The organism is Acinetobacter sp. GW821-FHT01E09 (assembly GCF_059422385.1).
Genome location: NZ_JBWKWU010000001.1, coordinates 31,455 through 50,200, shown reverse-complemented (window position 1 = coordinate 50,200; position 18,746 = coordinate 31,455). Strand labels below are relative to the sequence as shown.

Here is an 18,746-nt window from a genome sequence, read left to right as displayed (position 1 = left end):
ATAAATATTTTTATGGGCAAAATTAAAATCACATCACCGTTATGGACGGATTTCTTTTAATTCTCTTTGGATAAAATGCTGGATCATTTCCCGATAGAGCATTTCCACCAAATCAGGGTTGGTGCCAACATCTATGGCTTTCTGACGTACTTTATTAATCACTTGTTGTACACGCTCTGGAGACTGTACGTCATCTACATTACGTTTAAATCGGACAGCTTGATCAACATAAAATTGGCGGGTTGCAATCAACTCAATCAGTTCCTGATCCAACTGATCGATTCGATCACGTACTTGTTCTAATGATTCACATTTCTCTTTTTTAATCATCTGTTTTTTCTGCATCCTGTGCTTCTATATGATGTTGAGCGCGTTCCAACTCATTCTCGGCTTTATACTTCTGTTCTAACACATTACTAAAAATACTTTCAATCATCCAAACCCGATATAGGCTATTAAAAACGTAACGCTTTCCTTCAATGCGCAATTCTAAAACAGGAAAATCAGGCTGATGTTTCTCTGCACATTGCTGATCATTGGCTGTTAATAAAGCTTCAACATCTGTATCTGTTAGATTTTCAATCCCTAAATCATGTTGCATTTGCTGTAAATGCGGCTTGAATGATAAATCACGCCCCTTGGTCCAAACCGCCTGTAAAATGTCATACATCACATCTACACGTTGCTCTTCTGCTACGCTGTAATAAAGCTTTGCCATATTTAAGGTGCTTTCGGCAGTCGGACGACAGAACGGGGTAAATTTCACTTCTGAACGCTTGGAAAGACGGGTCGCCAAACTCCAGTCAAAAAAGTCCCGACCGTGATAACTCAGCGGAAATAGGTTCAACTGAATATTATAATAATTTGCGAGTTCTTCTTTGATATATGCCAATAATAACCAACTGATCGGGTCTTCTAAGGCAATATATAAATCAAGTTCAGGATGCATGGCCTGAATTTCAGCAAGCTCTTCTGCATCACTCATCAAATGCTCACGCCATTCAATGTGATTGATCAGAAAAATAGGGTTATCAATCAATAATTTTTGTTGTTTTAAACGACGAGTTAACCGTAATAAATCATCCACTGCATGATATTTACGTCCACCAAATTCAAAATAGCTTTCTAAAATTGGACTTTGACCAAACACACGTTCTGGAAAATTCTGTGGTTTTTGATGCTGACTGGCCATCACGAATAAAGTGCGCAATTTGCCATACTGCTGCTGCCACAGCATATGAAATACATCTTCGAGTAAATAAAGAAAATTTTGACCGGTTAGCGGTGTATTTCTAAGAATTGTTTCCGCTTGTTGTAATGCTTCTTGAGTCGGTTGTTCTGGTTTTTCATCATCATAACTAAAGCGATGTTGATTGGCTAAGATTTTGGCGTCTTCTAAACTATAATTGCGCCATTCTTCTATGGTCATGCCATTGGGGGGTTCTGCTGCGGTATTGGAAATAATCACTTTAAGTGGCTTTAAATCATCACTTAAAAGATCTTCCAATTGGGTCAGTTGCTGTACAGCAAGATAGCTATAAACATCATCTAAACGCAGATAAATACTCAGTCCCTGTTCCGTAGATAACACCTCTTGACGAATCGGCTTTTGGTAAAACCAACTCGATCGGATTGGATCAAACCAACGGCGTAACAGTGACATGCGTAGAGCCTCGAAATAAGCACTGAAAAATAAAAGAAAATCTGATTGAAACTCGCTCAAGCATACCATTCATTCACGGGTGATGCTGAGAAAATTAATTCTAACCAGTCATAACAAAACTTATAACAATTTGAATCTGAATGATCAATATCCCAAAACTCGATAAAATTTAAATCGTTAGGTCAATGCAATAAAAAGCACCCAATTCATGAGTGCTTTTGTTTTGTTTGGGAATCTTATTTTAACACTTAGATTTCACGCACCGCACCTTTCGACGCACTGGTGGTATGCATAGCATAAGCTTTTAATGCTTTTGAAACCTTACGTGGACGTTCTTCAGCTGGCTGCCAACCTTTTTCGTCTTGAATCTTACGGCGTGCAGCTAAGGTTGCATCATCAACAGCGAGATGAATTGTACGATTTGGAATATCGATTTCAATCAAATCGCCATCTTCAACCAATCCAATAACACCACCCTCAGCAGCTTCTGGCGATACGTGACCAATGGAAAGACCTGAAGAACCACCAGAGAAACGACCATCTGTAAGTAAAGCACATTCTTTACCTAAGCCTTTCGATTTTAGATAGCTGGTTGGGTAAAGCATTTCTTGCATACCCGGACCACCACGTGGACCTTCATAACGGATGACAACCACATCACCAGCTTTGATTTCATGGCCAAGAATTGAATCTACAGCAGCGTCTTGGCTTTCAAAGACACGAGCCGTACCATTAAATTTCAGGATCGAATCATCTACACCCGCAGTTTTTACAATACAACCATCTACAGCGATGTTTCCGTACAGTACAGCCAATCCACCGTCTTTAGAGAATGCATGTTCAGCATTACGGATCACACCTTTTTCACGGTTACCATCTAAAGTTTGATAATAACGGTTTTGTGAAAATGCTGTTTGAGTCGGAACACCACCTGGTGCTGAACGGAAGAACTCGTAAACCTCTGGATCTTCGGTACGAATAATATCCCATTTATCTAAGGCATCTTTCAACGTATTTTCATGTACGGTATAGACTGATGTATCCAATAGGCCTGCACGATCCAATTCACCTAGAATTGACATGATACCGCCCGCACGATGGACATCTTCCATATGGACATCTTGTTTTGCAGGGGCAACTTTACACAACACAGGCACTTTACGCGATAAACGATCAATATCGTCCATGGTAAAATCAACGCCTGCTTCATGTGCCGCGGCCAATAAATGCAATACGGTATTGGTTGAACCACCCATTGCAATATCTAGCGTCATCGCATTTTCATAAGATGCTTTGGTCGCAATTGAACGCGGTAATATGGTGTAGTCATCTTGCTCATAATGGCGTTTTGCCAACTTAACAATCAATTGACCGGCTTTTTCAAATAATTTTTGACGATTTGCATGGGTTGCTAAAGTTGAACCATTACCCGGTAAAGATAAGCCAAGGGCTTCTGTCAAACAGTTCATTGAGTTGGCTGTAAACATACCTGAACATGAACCACAAGTTGGGCAAGCTGAACGCTCATATTGTTTTACTTCTTCATCGGTAAAACTATCGTCAGCGGCAACCACCATTGCATCAACGAGATCAATCGCATGTTCTGTACCACGGATTTTAACTTTACCCGCTTCCATTGGACCGCCAGAAACAAATACCACAGGAATGTTCAGACGCATTGCCGCCATTAACATTCCTGGTGTGATTTTGTCGCAGTTAGAAATACACACCATGGCATCTGCACAATGCGCATTGACCATGTATTCAACAGAATCTGCAATCAAATCACGCGAAGGCAATGAATACAGCATGCCATCATGCCCCATTGCAATACCATCATCGACTGCAATCGTATTGAATTCTTTTGCCACACCACCCGCTGCTTGAATCTGTTCAGCAACCAGCTGACCTAAGTCTTTTAAATGCACATGACCAGGGACAAACTGAGTAAATGAGTTGACTACCGCAATAATCGGTTTACCAAAATCTTCATCTTTCATTCCTGTTGCACGCCATAAGCCACGTGCACCAGCCATATTTCTTCCATGTGTCGATGTTTTTGAACGATAGTCAGGCATTTGTATTTCCAACATTGTTTGAGCTTGAAATGAATATCAATTCACTCTGGCTAAATAAAACTGATGATATAGCAATAAATCAGTCGAAATATGAACACATCATACTATAACTTAGCATATAACCAATGATCTTAAGCATGATCTTTTTTTAAACAAGACGTGTCTATTGATATTCCAACAAGCTTTATAGATAAATAAAACATTAGAATTTAATATAACGCTATCGTGTTGGATAAAACACAAAACTTCTATGAATAATTTTTTATTTTTTAATAAAAAATATTTATCATTTAACAAAATTCACTAAATTTTATTTTATAAAAGGGCTCAAAAGAAGCCCGTTCATTCATTTTGCACAGATTATTTCTGTTTAATCAAAATGTTTTGTTGCTGATGTTTCTGCTGGGTTAACTTGGCAATCAATATTATTTGGTGATGTAAGATTTATTCAAAATAAACCAGAACAGTAAATAATTTAAAACGCCCGATGAATTTCATCGGGCGTTGGCATGCAATAAAGCTCAATCTATTTGAAGAATAAACACCTTCTTTTAAACTGAATTTATTTGATTATGCATTCAGTTTTACCAAGTGATGTTTACTCGGCGATTAGGTGCTAAACACTCAACCAATTGAATTTTTTTGTTCATTCCATTGCATTTCTGATACACGTCAGTTTTATTTTCTGCTGAAAATTGAATTTGATCCGCAGGAATACCCTGTTGTTTCAATAAATCTACAACGGTATTGGCTCTCGCCGCTGATAAACGTTGGTTATACGGAAATGAACCTAAACGGTCAGTATAACCAGCAACAAAAATCTTGCTATTCCCATCAGTTTGCTTAATTTGATCAGCAATTTTGCTAATCACTTCAGGATTTTTTACCCCACTTTTACCTGAATGATCAAAATAGAATAAAACACTGGCTGATTGGCCTGTAGCGGATAGAGCCGTTTGTTCTGTCGCGGATTGGTTATTGATGCCCCAAGCCATCAGACCTTGGCATTGTTCACCTTTCCAATATAGATTTTCTGAACGGTAGTGCTTATCAAAGTCTATGCGTAACTGACAACGTTTATATTGATTGGAACTCGGCTCTCGAACATCCAATACATAGTTCCAAGTTTTAACAGCAAAAAGGCCCTCAGAAAATTGTGGATTCCCCAAAACATGGCGAATCTGATCTTTGCTTAAACCTTTATCTAAACGTGCCACGTCATCATATTCATAACGATTCACTTGCTTTAAATAACTGTCTTTTACTTCAGGAAAATGAATTTCTTGGATATTTGATGTTTCAACTTCAGCAGCATGACTCAATGACATCACAAGACCACTGAATACACTAAACATAATTTTTTTGTTAAATGCTTTCATTTTTTCTCTCTTAAAAATTAGTGAAGAAAAAGGAAGACCGTTCGATCTTCCTTGTCTCGTGATTTAGTCAATTACACCACTGATACCGATACGAACACTTGGGTCGCCTTGAGATGCTGCTGCAACACCACCTGTAATCGACCAACGTCCATTATCTGCAGTTTTACGTAGCGTCACACCTACCGCATTCTCACCACCATGGTATGCCGCACCTGCAGCATAGGTATATTTACCAGGAATATATGGTGCTGATTCAAGTGCCATTGCTGCTGCAATACCCGCATTGGCTTTTTTCTCTACATCATCAATCCGGTTATTGGTAATACGGAAAGCGTTGTCTAACTTGTTGCTGACATTGTCAATTTTGTTATTCAATGCTTGATCCGCTTGGTTCAATGCATCGATTGCACCACCGACATTGTTATACTTAGAATCACCTACATTGTAAGTTGGTGCAGTGAAGCTACCCGTAATGTTGTCATAGCCAGCACCACCGCCAAGATAATTCACAACTGCTTGGTTGGTCGTGTTCAATTGGCTGCCGTTGACTGCATCTTTTGATGTTGCATTGACTGCGCCATCTTTAACACCTGTCACAACGCGGTTGCCATCTGTACCCGCCACACTCACACTTGTACCACCAGTATCTTTCGCAACTGTAACTGTTGCGTCTTTACCTGCTTGTTGAACTAAGCCGACAGTACCATTGTTAATATCATTTTTGATATTGCTGATATCCGTTGAGTTTTGATCAACTTGTTGCTGAACATTCCACAATTGACCGCCATTTACAGCATCTTTAGAACCTTGAGTGACTGCACCATCTTTTACATTGCTAATGGTTGTACCATTTGTACCACCACCAAGTGTGATCTTATCTTTTGATGCATCGTCATATTTAACGGCATTATTGGCAAGCTCATTGACATTGTTATTCACAGTGCCAATTGCGCTATCTAACTGCCCTTTATTAACTGCATCTGTAGCATTTACAGCATTTGCCACGTTGGTAATTGTTTTATTACCCGCGTTAATACCTGCCACCGTTACACTTGGTCCACCGGCAATGGTTAATCCTGTGTTGTTTATCACAACCGCATTATTACCAATTGAGATTCCAGCATTATTGAGAACCGTATCACCTGCTTTCACAGAATCAACTGTTAAATCTTTTGCTGTTGATACTTCATAGTTGTCTGAACCATCAGCATTTTTGCTCTTATTCACAACAATATTCTGACCATTAGAAACAGTCGTTTTAGATGTTGTTGCTGCAGAACCAATGGCTTTATCCAATGCTGTTAAAGCATCACCAACATTGGACTGATTACCTTGTGCAACATTATAGGTTGGCCCAGTAATGGTGCCATCAGCATTGACCTTCGCATTACCGCCCAAACCATTTACAAGTGCGTTTTGAGTGGTAACAACTTGGTTACCAACAGCTTTTAACTGCGCTACGTTTACAGCATCAGCATCTGCGCTACCCGCTGCAACACCTGTAATTTGACGATAAATACCGCTTGCCGCATCACCAACTGCTACTGCACCAGTTGTTGATGTTGTATTGCTAATCGCTGTTTTGTCTGCACTTGTTGCAACTGACAGCGCATAACCTGCAACACCTGCACCAGTTGTCGCCGCTGAGCCATTGCCTAACACAACTGAACCAGCAACTGTTTTGGTCACATTGTTTCCAAGTACAAACGTATCATCTGTAAGCACTTGGTTATTATTACCTACAGAATAACTGTTCGCACCATCCACAATGGTCGGGTCACCAATCGCACCAGAATGGTTGCCTTTCACTTTATTGCCCGTACCAATACTGATTGATTGTGTACCTAATGCCTCAGCACCTTGACCAATAGCAATGGATTGTTTGCCCTCAGCTTTTGTATTGTGACCTAATGCAACAGCACTATCTGCACCCGTTGCCACAATTGCATTTACACCAATCGCTGTAGAGTTTAAACCACCTGCACTTGAGTCATTGGTTGTACCTAAATCACCTTTCGACATATCGGCATTGGTATGGAAGAACTTAATACCATCAGTATTCATCTTCTGTACTGTTTGACCAATCGTCAAGCGATCTGTGGTTTCTTGACCTTGCTTATCGTAAGTTAAGAACAATGAATCTTGGTTCTTATTGTCAGGTTTCGTATTTACAACTTGATCAATAATATTCACTTTGTTGCCATTACCATCTACAACTTCAGTGATGTTTTTCGTCACAGCTTGCTTCAATTGCTCTTCAGTCGCTGCTCTACCTTTAGTTGCAAAATCACTTGCTCTTAAGTCAGTATTACTTAAGCCTTCGATTGTATTGCTGGCTTTATTTACAACAACATTACCTACTGTCACTTTGTCGAAGTTTACGTCTTTCGCTGTCGCAACTTGATAATTACTTGAACCATCTGCATTGGTACCAGCAGTCACAACAACGTTGTCTCCAGCCGTAACTGTGGTCTTCGCTTTGGTTGCTGAATCTTTAATGCTGTTGATTGCACCATCAATTGTGTTTGAACCCGTGCCACCAATGTTGCTTGTCGTAATGATACCAGTCGTTGCATCTCTCGTGGTCAAACCGCCAATTGCATTTTTCAGACTATTACCAACATCATACAATTGACTACCGTTGATCGCATCAGTTGATGTTGCGTTAATAGCGCCTGCTTTAACATTGGTGATTGTTGTTCCACCTGTACCTGCAAGGGTTACGCTATCGTAGTTTGCACTACCATCAGCATTCTTGTCGTACTTCACTGCAAACTTATCAGTTTCACCTTGCGATGCATTGAGAGTATTGATCGCTTTGTTAATGCTGGTTTCTGTGTTGCCACTACCATCTTTCACTGTCAACGCTGTGTTATCTAAACCTACAATCGTATTGCCTGAACCATCTTTAACTGAGATACCATCTTTACCGATCACTGTAGAACCATTTGTACCGTTGGTTCCATCATTCACTGTAATGCTAGTTAAGTTATTGAGGTTTTTATTTAACTCAATCGCAACTTGACCATTTGCAACCTTCGTAGTGATGTTGCTATCTGCACCAACAACTTCAACCGCTTCGCCTAGGTTCTTCTGAACTTTAGCGCCATCTGCTGCTTGTAATGCAAAGCCTTTACTGGTCGCTGCATTAGTCGCGTCAACAACTGCATTGTTCAAATCACCAGCGTTAACACCTTTGCTCGCATTGGCCTCTTTAGTGTAGTCACCCGCACTCGCAACATTGTTTAAGCTTGTACCACCTGTTGTGGTGATCTTGCCTGTCGTTGCATCTTTAGTACTAGTTGAAGCACTACCTGCTAATGTGATGTTGTTATAGTTTGCACTACCATCAGCATTCTTGTCGTACTTCACTGCAAACTTATCAGTTTCACCTTGCGATGCATTCAGGGTATTGATCGCTTTGTTAATGCTGGTTTCTGTGTTGCCACTACCGTCTTTCACTGTCAACGCTGTGTTATCTACACCTGCAATGGTATTGCCTGAGCCATCTTTAACCGAGATACCATCTTTACCGATCACTGTAGAACCATTTGTACCATTGGTGCCATCGTTCACTGTAATGCCAGTTAAGTTATTGAGGTTTTTATTTAACTCAATCGCAACTTGACCATTTGCAACCTTCGTAGTGATGTTGCTATCTGCACCAACAACTTCAACCGCTTCGCCTAGGTTCTTCTGAACTTTAGCGCCATCTGCTGCTTGTAATGCAAAGCCTTTACTGGTCGCTGCATTAGTCGCGTCAACAACTGCATTGTTCAAATCACCAGCGTTAACACCTTTGCTCGCATTGGCCTCTTTAGTGTAGTCACCCGCACTCGCAACATTGTTTAAGCTTGTACCACCTGTTGTGGTGATCTTGCCTGTCGTTGCATCTTTAGTACTACTTGAAGCACTACCTGCTAATGTGATGTTGTTATAGTTTGCACTGCCATCAGCATTCTTGTCGTACTTCACTGCAAACTTATCAGTTTCACCTTGCGATGCATTCAGGGTATTGATCGCTTTGTTAATGCTGGTTTCTGTGTTGCCACTACCATCTTTAACTGTCAACGCTGTGTTATCTACACCTACAATCGTATTGCCTGAACCATCTTTAACCGAAATACCATCTTTACCGATCACTGTAGAACCATTTGTACCGTTGGTTCCATCATTCACTGTAATGCCAGTTAAGTTATTGAGGTTTTTATTTAACTCAATCGCAACTTGACCATTTGCAACCTTCGTAGTGATGTTGCTATCTGCACCAACAACTTCAACCGCTTCGCCTAGGTTCTTCTGAACTTTAGCGCCATCTGCTGCTTGTAATGCAAAGCCTTTACTGGTCGCTGCATTAGTCGCGTCAACAACTGCATTGTTCAAATCACCAGCGTTAACACCTTTGCTCGCATTGGCCTCTTTAGTGTAGTCACCCGCACTCGCAACATTGTTTAAGCTTGTACCACCTGTTGTGGTGATCTTGCCTGTCGTTGCATCTTTAGTACTACTTGAAGCACTACCTGCTAATGTGATGTTGTTATAGTTTGCACTGCCATCAGCATTCTTGTCGTACTTCACTGCAAACTTATCAGTTTCACCTTGCGATGCATTCAGGGTATTGATCGCTTTGTTAATGCTGGTTTCTGTGTTGCCACTACCGTCTTTCACTGTCAACGCTGTGTTATCTACACCTGCAATAGTATTGCCTGAGCCATCTTTAACCGAGATGCCATCTTTACCGATCACTGTAGAACCATTTGTACCATTGGTGCCATCGTTCACTGTAATGCTGGTTAAGTTCAAGTCTTTGCTTAAAGCAAACGCAACATTATTACCTGTCTTGGTTGCGGTAAGGTTGGTATCCGCTGGCGTAGCTACACCAATATCAACCGTGTCACCCGCTTTAATCGCACCACTGTTCTGACCGTTGGTTTGTAAGTTAAAGCCACCTTTTAAGGTCGTGATGTCAGATGTATTAGTCGCAATATTTGATGTATTCGTTGCGATATTCGACGTATTGGTTGCGATGTCTTTACTATTCTGGGCTACATTCTGGTTTGTCGTATAAAGCTGACTACCATTGATTGCATCTGTTGAGTTTGCAGAAACATCACCCGCTTTAACATTTGTCAGCGTTGTACCTGCCGCGCCACCGCCTAAAGTCACTTTATCTTTAGTTGTGGCGTTATCGTATTTCACTGCCGAATTATCTGTTGCTGTTTGTTGTCCCGCCAAAGCGTCTAATTGACCTTTATTTACAACATCTTTCGCATCAGTTCCTGCTTCTACACCACTGATCTTGTTGGTTGTTTTATCTATAACAACATTGCCAACTGTCACTTTATCCGCAGTTATACCAGCGTTGTTAATCACTGTGTTACCTGTAGTAACGCTGGTTAAGTTCAAATCTTTACTTAAAGCAAACGCGACATTGTTACCTGTCTTGGTCGCTGTAAGGTTGGTATCCGCTGGAGTTGCTACACCAATATCAATCGTGTCACCCGCTTTAATCGCACCACTATTCTGACCGTTGGTTTGTAAGTTAAAGCCACCTTTTAAGGTCGTGATGTCAGATGTATTGGTCGCAATATTTGATGTATTCGTTGCGATATTCGACGTATTGGTTGCGATGTCTTTGCTATTCTGGGCTACATTCTGGTTTGTCGTATAAAGCTGACTACCATTGATTGCATCTGTTGAGTTTGCAGAAACATCACCCGCTTTAACATTTGTCAGCGTTGTACCTGTAGCGCCACCGCCTAAAGTCACTTTATCTTTAGTTGTGGCGTTATCGTATTTCACTGCCGAATTATCTGTTGCTGTTTGTTGTCCCGCCAAAGCATCTAATTGACCTTTGTTTACAACATCTTTCGCATCAGTTCCTGCTTCTACACCACTGATCTTGTTGGTTGTTTTATCTATAACAACATTGCCAACAGTCACTTTATCCGCTGTTATACCAGCAGTGTTAATCACTGTATTACCTGTAGTAACGCTGGTTAAGTTCAAGTCTTTGCTTAAAGCAAACGCGACATTGTTACCTGTCTTGGTCGCTGTAAGGTTGGTATCCGCTGGAGTTGCTACACCAATATCAATCGTGTCACCCGCTTTAATCGCACCACTATTCTGACCGTTGGTTTGTAAGTTAAAGCCACCTTTTAAGGTCGTGATGTCAGATGTATTGGTCGCAATATTTGATGTATTCGTTGCGATATTCGACGTATTGGTTGCGATGTCTTTGCTATTCTGGGCTACATTCTGGTTTGTCGTATAAAGCTGACTACCATTGATTGCATCTGTTGAGTTTGCAGAAACATCACCCGCTTTAACATTTGTCAGCGTTGTACCTGTAGCGCCACCGCCTAAAGTCACTTTATCTTTAGTTGTGGCGTTATCGTATTTCACTGCCGAATTATCTGTTGCTGTTTGTTGTCCCGCCAAAGCATCTAATTGACCTTTGTTTACAACATCTTTCGCATCAGTTCCTGCTTCTACACCACTGATCTTGTTGGTTGTTTTATCTATAACAACATTGCCAACAGTCACTTTATCCGCTGTTATACCAGCAGTGTTAATCACTGTATTACCTGTAGTAACGCTGGTTAAGTTCAAGTCTTTGCTTAAAGCAAACGCAACATTGTTACCTGTCTTGGTTGCGGTAAGGTTAGTGTCCGCAGGCGTAGCTACACCAATATCAACCGTGTCACCCGCTTTAATCGCACCACTGTTCTTACCATTACTTTGTAAGTTAAAGCCACCTTTTAAGGTACTGATATCAGATGTATTGGTTGCGATATTCGACGTATTGGTCGTGATTTGATTACCTTGATTAGTGACAGTGGTATTTAACGTACTGATGTCTGATGTGTTTTTCGCAACATTTTGATTAGTCGTAAATAATTGGCCACCATTCACAGCATCTGTTGATGCTGCTGTACTGATATCACCTGCTGCTACATTGGTAATCTTTTTACCACCTGCATTGATCCCAGTCGTTTTATCAACCACCACAGTACCAACAGTCACTTTATCCGCTGTTACACCAGCATTGTTAATCACTGTGTTACCTGTAGTAACGCTGGTTAAGTTCAAATCTTTGCTTAAAGCAAACGCAACATTGTTACCTGTCTTGGTCGCGGTAAGGTTGGTATCCGCTGGCGTAGCTACACCAATATCAACCGTGTCACCCGCTTTAATCGCACCACTGTTCTTACCATTACTTTGTAGGTTAAAACCACCTTTTAAGGTGCTGATATCATTACCTTGGTTGGTAACAGTTGTCGTCAAATTACTTACGTTTTGATTAGTCGTAAATAATTGACCACCATTCACAGCATCTGTTGATGTCGCTGCACTGATATCACCTGCCGCTACATTGGTAATCTTTTTACCGCCTGCATTGATTCCAGTCGTTTTATCAACCACCACAGTACCAACAGTCACTTTATCTGCGGTTACACCAGCATTGTTAATCACGGTATTACCTGTGGTAACGCTGGTTAAGTTCAAGTCTTTGCTTAAAGCAAACGCAACATTATTACCTGTCTTGGTTGCGGTAAGGTTGGTATCCGCTGGCGTAGCTACACCAATATCAACCGTGTCACCCGCTTTAATCGCACCACTGTTCTTACCGTTAGTTTGTAAATTAAAGCCACCTTTTAAGGTCGTGATGTCAGATGTATTAGTCGCAATATTTGATGTATTCGTTGCGATATTCGACGTATTGGTCGTGATTTGATTACCTTGATTAGTGACAGTGGTATTTAACGTACTAATGTCTGATGTGTTTTTCGCAACATTTTGATTAGTCGTAAATAATTGACCACCATTCACAGCATCTGTTGATGTCGCTGCACTGATATCACCTGCTGCTACATTGGTAATCTTTTTACCACCTGCATTGATCCCAGTCGTTTTATCAACCACCACAGTACCAACAGTCACTTTATCCGCGGTTACACCAGCGTTGTTAATCACTGTATTACCTGTAGTAACGCTGGTTAAGTTCAAATCTTTGCTTAAAGCAAACGCAACATTATTACCTGTCTTAGTCGCTGTAAGGTTGGTATCCGCTGGCGTAGCTACACCAATATCAACCGTGTCACCCGCTTTAATCGCACCACTATTCTTACCGTTGGTTTGTAAATTAAAGCCACCTTTTAAGGTGCTGATATCAGATGTATTGGTTGCGATATTCGACGTATTGGTCGTGATTTGATTACCTTGATTAGTGACAGTGGTATTTAACGTACTAATGTCTGATGTGTTTTTCGCAACGTTTTGATTAGTCGTAAATAATTGGCCACCATTCACAGCATCTGTTGATGTCGATGCACTGATATCACCTGCTGCTACATTGGTAATCTTTTTACCACCTGCATTGATCCCAGTCGTTTTATCAACCACCACAGTACCAACAGTAACTTTATCCGCGGTTACACCAGCGTTGTTAATCACGGTATTACCTGTAGTAACGCTGGTTAAGTTCAAGTCTTTGCTTAAAGCAAATGCGACATTGTTACCTGTCTTGGTTGCGGTAAGGTTAGTGTCTGCTGGTGTTGCTACACCAATATCAACTGTGTCACCCGCTTTAATCGCACCACTATTCTTACCATTAGTTTGTAAGTTAAAACCACCTTTTAATGTGCTGATATCATTACCTTGATTGGTAACAGTTGTCGTCAAATTACTTACGTTTTGATTGGTTGTAGTTAATTGACCAAAGTTAACGGCATCACCTGTTGCTGTCCCTGCAGCAACATTTGTAATTTTTTGACTGTTTAAATTTGCCCCACCATTTAAATTACTTATACCTGTAACAGTCTGAGTTCCACCTATCGTACTATTTCCTGTAACAGCACTTGCGCCATTTACCTGCAAACCTGTAGAAGTCACTGTTCCTGCAAAGTTAGGAGCATCTGCTATTTGTATTGCAATTGCACCGCTCTGATCTGTTACCGTTTTAACATTCGCACCGCTATAAGTACCAGTTGTTGTTGCTGTTCCACTAATTGCAATACTATCTCCAAGCTTACGATTAATATCTGTCGTATCGCCCGATTTTCTAGCATTTCCAGTGAATGTTATGGCTTTATTTGCTTGTGTGCTTACAGTATCAAGTTGACCTTTATTGACGGCTTGATCAGCTGTTGTGGCATTAGCAACATTATTAATCGTAGTGTTAGCTGCATTGATGCCACTACTCGTAACACTTGGACCGCCTGTAATTGTTAAGCCAGTATTATCTAACTTACTATTTCCAGTCGTAACAGTTGTAAATGTTGGTGTTGCACTTGTAGCAACTGAATACGATATTGAACCATCGGCAGCTGTTGTAGGCGTAACAACAATATTTGAACCACCTGTAACACTTCGTTGAGTCGCTTTAATTGCGTCATCAATTGTTGTTTTACCCGTTCCACCAATATTAGTTGGGGCTGTATATGCATTGGTTGCTGCATTATATGCAGCACCACTACCTACACCTAAAGCACTAGCCAAACGACCATTTGTATCATCATAAGCTTTGTCTAGTTGAGCAACTGTCACAGCATCTGATGCTGCTGAACCATCTGCTACGTTTTGAATTCGACGGTTACCAGCTGCTGTACCATTACCAACTGATACGGCTCCAACAGTTGGAGCCGCTTGCGATGTTAAAAATCCTGTCCCAGTAATAGCTGATGTTATTGAGTTTGAACCTAACGCCACACTGTTATCGATAGAAGCAACGGCATTAGAGCCTATTGCCGTACCCGCAACAGTTGAACCAGTTACTTTAGCGTTTACACCTATTGCTGTACCTTTTGTTGTTCCAGCAGCAGTAACAGATTGAGCACCAACAGCAACACCGCTATCATTGATATCAAATGTAAATGAATCAGCCGAAGCACCTGTCCCCAATGCAAAGCTTTGTCCCCAGCTTTGTGCGCCTTTACCAATTGCAATAGAATTGATATCAGTTGTGCCACCAGTAGCTGTAGCTCCATCACCTATTGCAATACTACCACTAGCTGATGTTTGAGCATTTCGTCCAATAGCAATTGCACCAATACCAGAAGTCCCCGAATCAGTACCTATCGCTATTGATGAAGTATTAGACGCTACAGCTCCCGAACCCAGAGCAACACTTGACTCACCTGTTGCTTTAGTATCAACACCTGCAGCAAGTGCCCATTGTGCAGCTTCAGTATTATGTCCTAAAGCAGTACCGCCTTTTCCTGTAACCTTCGCATAGCTCCCATATGCTGTTGCACCGAGTACTCCACCACCCGAAGCATTACAACCTGCAACAGTAGAGTACGTACCAGAACCATCGGTTATCGCCCCAGTTGTTCCATTGGTTTGAGCTTTATAAACTGTTGTATTTCCACCAGATACGCAATCTGCATCATTTTTATTTCCTTGTGCTTGCATATCTATAGTGTTAGCCATAGCCTCTGGACTAAACGCTACCATCAAGCTAACTGTTGCTGCCCCAATAATTCCAGTTACTTTTGAAGACTTGGTTTTCCCTTTTGCCAATTCAGAAACTGCAACCCATGCCGACAAAGTCGCATTCCAAATCACTTTGTAGATCTTATTCATATTACTTTTCCTTTAGGAGGTGCATTACAGCCGCTGATTTCGCATCAATAATGCATACAAAATGTACAATTTTTTTATTTAACAATTTACATACATTTAAAGCAATAGAAAAATTGAGATATATTTCACTTATTTTATTTTTTTAAACACATGGTCTAAACTTTTAAATAAAAAGTAAAATAACCATACATTTTTTAATTTTTATAGCTATAAATCAGCAATTTATATACCAATCAAAAAAACATTAAGATTTATTAAATACATATTGTTCTTAAATCGAGCATGTGACAAAATTTGTCACATTTAACAAAATAATGTGAGACTTAGTTTACATTTGACATATTGTTAAATTTCGATTAACTGCCTATGCTTATTCAGTTAACAATTTTTTATTGTGTAATAGGTCACAATAATTCTAGTTTAAATCTCTAAATCATCTGTTTGTTTAGATTAAGTTAAAAATAAGACCTATTTCTATCAATTTAAAGTGAAAAATTTTATATAAAAAAGTGATATTTATTTTAAAAATGAATGTTGGTTAATTTAGATTTACGCGAATTTTAAGAGTGCTGTAAAAGACATCTGCTGACTGTTTTCAAATCAGATAAGTGATCAAAACAAAATATACAATTGATCGTATTTTATTTTTTACATAGAAAATCCCGTATTTTCATTTGAAAACGCCACCGCATAATCAGGTTTGCTATAATTCAATTTAAAATTTAATCTGAGCATAACCTTTGAAGATCATTTTTGCAGGTACACCCGAATTTGCAGCTTCTGCTTTAGCAGCACTCATTGAAACTGATCACGAAATCGTCGCTGTGTATACTCAACCTGACCGTAAATCAGGTCGTGGACAAAAATTGACAGCTTCAGCCGTGAAACAACTTGCGCTCGCAAATAACTTACCCGTCTATCAACCACTTCATTTCAAAGCATCAACAGACGAAGGCTTAACGGCTCAACAAGAATTAGCAGCTTTGGGTGCAGATGTAATGGTGGTTGCGGCTTATGGTTTAATTTTGCCTCAGGCCGTATTAGATACACCGCGCTATGGTTGTTTAAATATTCATGGTTCTTTGCTACCACGTTGGCGTGGTGCTGCTCCGATTCAGCGTGCCATTGCAACGGGTGACACTGAAACCGGAGTAACGATCATGAAAATGGCGGCTGGACTAGATACAGGCGATATGATCTTTAAAACAGTTTGCCCAATCACAGCACAAGAAACCTCAGCGACTTTATATGACAAACTTGCGCTCCAAGGCGCTGAAGCAATTTGTGTGGTATTAGAGTCAGAACAAAAATTACAACAATATTTAGATGCACGTGAAGTGCAAGATGAACAATTTACGGTATATGCACATAAACTCACAAAATCTGAAGCACAAATTGATTGGACTAAATCAGCAGTTGAACTTGATCGCAATATTCGGGCATTCAATCCTTGGCCAGTCGCATTTACACCAATAGATGAAAGCAATAATTTACGTGTGTGGAATTCTCAAATTTCAGACCTTACAGCCAATGGCGAAGCACCCGGAACCATTATCGAAATGAACAAACAAGGTGTACATGTGCTGTGTGGAGATGGTGTGATTTGTCTGACTAGCCTACAATGGCCAGGTGGCAAAGCCATTAACCCTGTACAAATTATACAAAGCCATAAACTTTCAGTAGGAAATATATTCGCATGAGCCAAATTCAATCATCTGCAAAAAATTTGAATTTGCGCGCACAAGTGGTTAAAACACTTTTAGCTGTTCAAAATGGACAGTCTTTGGCTTCCGTTTTAAACCAACATATCAATATTGTTTCTGAACGTGATCGTGGTTTATACCATGAGCTTACTTTGGGCTGTTTACGTCAGTGGTATTCTTTAAAAGCAATTACCTTACCCTTGCTCACAAAACCGTTAGACAATGAGGCACTAGAAAGTTGCTTATATTTGGGTTTATACCAGATTTTATGCACCCGTATTCCTGCACATGCGGCGATTTCAGAAACTGTCAATGCAGCGAAGCAATTAGGTTTTGAACCGATGAGTGGTTTGGTCAATGCCATCCTTCGTCGTGTTTCACGTGAAACAACTGAGTTTCAAACGGCTTTGAATAATACCCATGGTTTACCAAGCTGGCTGTTCAAACGACTTAAAAAAGATTGGGCTGATCTACTCCCTGAAATCTGTCAAAATTTAAAACAAGTTGCCCCACTAACGCTGCGTGTCAATGAACGTCAAATTAGTCGTGATGAATATCTTGATATTTTAGATGAAGAACAGATTGATGCTCGTCCTTGTACACTTTCAGATGTTGGTATAGTTCTGGAACAAACGGGCAATATTACTCATTTACCTGGCTTTGAAGAAGGCGGGTTTTCTGTTCAAGATGAACATGCTCAATTGTGTGCAACACTGTTACCCAACTTAGATGACAAGGTCATTATCGATGCTTGTGCAGCACCGGGTGGTAAAACAGCTCATATCTTAGAACGTTTCAATCCTAAAAAATTAATCGCACTTGATCATGATGCTAAACGCTTATTGCGTGTTTCAGAAAACTTGGAACGCCTTGAATTAAATGTTGATGCAACAGTTGAAATCATCACAGCAGATGCTACAACATGGGTGCCTAAAGAATTGGTCGATTGCATCGTATTGGATGCACCATGTTCTGCTATTGGTGTTCTACGTCGTCATCCTGATATTCGCTTATTGCGTCAATCTACAGATATTCAGCAAGTGGTCGATCTGCAAAAGCAAATTTTAAAGCATATGTGGCAGCAGCTTAAAGTTGGCGGAACACTACTTTATATTACCTGCTCAATTCTAAAAGTTGAAAATGAACAGCAGATGGTCGAATTTTTTGCTGAACATGCAGATGCTGAAGAAATCAAGATTGATGCAAACTGGGGAATAGAACAAATTCACGGTCGTCAATTGTTGCCTGAAGCGCATCATGGTGATGGTTTCTATTATTGCCGAATTCAGAAAATGGATTAAAAAATGCATTAAAAAAGCAGGCTAATTCGCCTGCT

The 18,746-nt window shown here is 40.3% G+C and carries 7 protein-coding genes; 2 read left to right on the top strand and 5 right to left on the bottom strand.

All coding sequences use genetic code 11. The features are described from left to right. Positions 1-39 precede the first annotated feature (39 nt). The 5 genes from AC07U8_RS00165 to AC07U8_RS00145 form a co-directional block, all read right to left on the bottom strand. Positions 40-330 (bottom strand): chorismate mutase, encoded by a 291-nt coding sequence (locus tag AC07U8_RS00165; protein WP_016539541.1) that lies wholly within the window; start codon positions 328-330, stop codon positions 40-42. Next, a complete protein-coding gene (locus tag AC07U8_RS00160; protein ID WP_303576998.1) occupies positions 323-1,663 on the bottom strand; it encodes a hypothetical protein in 1,341 nt (446 codons plus the stop codon). The genes AC07U8_RS00165 and AC07U8_RS00160 overlap by 8 nt, the downstream gene beginning before the upstream one ends. Positions 1,664-1,911: 248 nt before the next feature. After that, complete coding sequence (gene ilvD, locus AC07U8_RS00155) at positions 1,912-3,741, bottom strand: dihydroxy-acid dehydratase (protein ID WP_494737089.1); 1,830 nt, start codon at positions 3,739-3,741, stop codon at positions 1,912-1,914. A gap of 584 nt (positions 3,742-4,325) precedes the next feature. Next, a complete protein-coding gene (gene tpgA, locus AC07U8_RS00150; protein WP_494737088.1) occupies positions 4,326-5,120 on the bottom strand; it encodes a trimeric autotransporter adhesin/peptidogylcan-associated protein TpgA in 795 nt (264 codons plus the stop codon). A 63-nt stretch (positions 5,121-5,183) separates the two neighbouring features. After that, positions 5,184-15,707 (bottom strand): ESPR-type extended signal peptide-containing protein, encoded by a 10,524-nt coding sequence (locus tag AC07U8_RS00145; protein WP_494737087.1) that lies wholly within the window; start codon positions 15,705-15,707, stop codon positions 5,184-5,186. Positions 15,708-16,447: 740 nt separating this feature from the next. On the opposite strand from AC07U8_RS00145, the gene fmt reads away from it, so the two are divergent. Next, positions 16,448-17,407 carry a methionyl-tRNA formyltransferase gene (gene fmt / locus AC07U8_RS00140; protein ID WP_494737086.1) on the top strand — a complete coding sequence of 320 codons (960 nt, stop codon included), beginning with the start codon at positions 16,448-16,450 and terminating at the stop codon, positions 17,405-17,407. Beyond that, on the top strand, positions 17,404-18,711 hold the full coding sequence (rsmB, locus tag AC07U8_RS00135) for a 16S rRNA (cytosine(967)-C(5))-methyltransferase RsmB (protein ID WP_494737085.1): 1,308 nt from the start codon (positions 17,404-17,406) through the stop codon (positions 18,709-18,711). The genes fmt and rsmB overlap by 4 nt, the downstream gene beginning before the upstream one ends. Positions 18,712-18,746: the final 35 nt, after the last annotated feature.

Coding starts and splice junctions, on each gene's coding strand:
- tpgA (WP_494737088.1), bottom strand. CDS start 5,120: ATGAAAGCATTTAACAAAAAAATTATGTTTAGTGTATTCAGTGGTCTT.
- ilvD (WP_494737089.1), bottom strand. CDS start 3,741: ATGCCTGACTATCGTTCAAAAACATCGACACATGGAAGAAATATGGCT.
- AC07U8_RS00165 (WP_016539541.1), bottom strand. CDS start 330: ATGATTAAAAAAGAGAAATGTGAATCATTAGAACAAGTACGTGATCGA.
- AC07U8_RS00145 (WP_494737087.1), bottom strand. CDS start 15,707: ATGAATAAGATCTACAAAGTGATTTGGAATGCGACTTTGTCGGCATGG.
- rsmB (WP_494737085.1), top strand. CDS start 17,404: ATGAGCCAAATTCAATCATCTGCAAAAAATTTGAATTTGCGCGCACAA.
- AC07U8_RS00160 (WP_303576998.1), bottom strand. CDS start 1,663: ATGTCACTGTTACGCCGTTGGTTTGATCCAATCCGATCGAGTTGGTTT.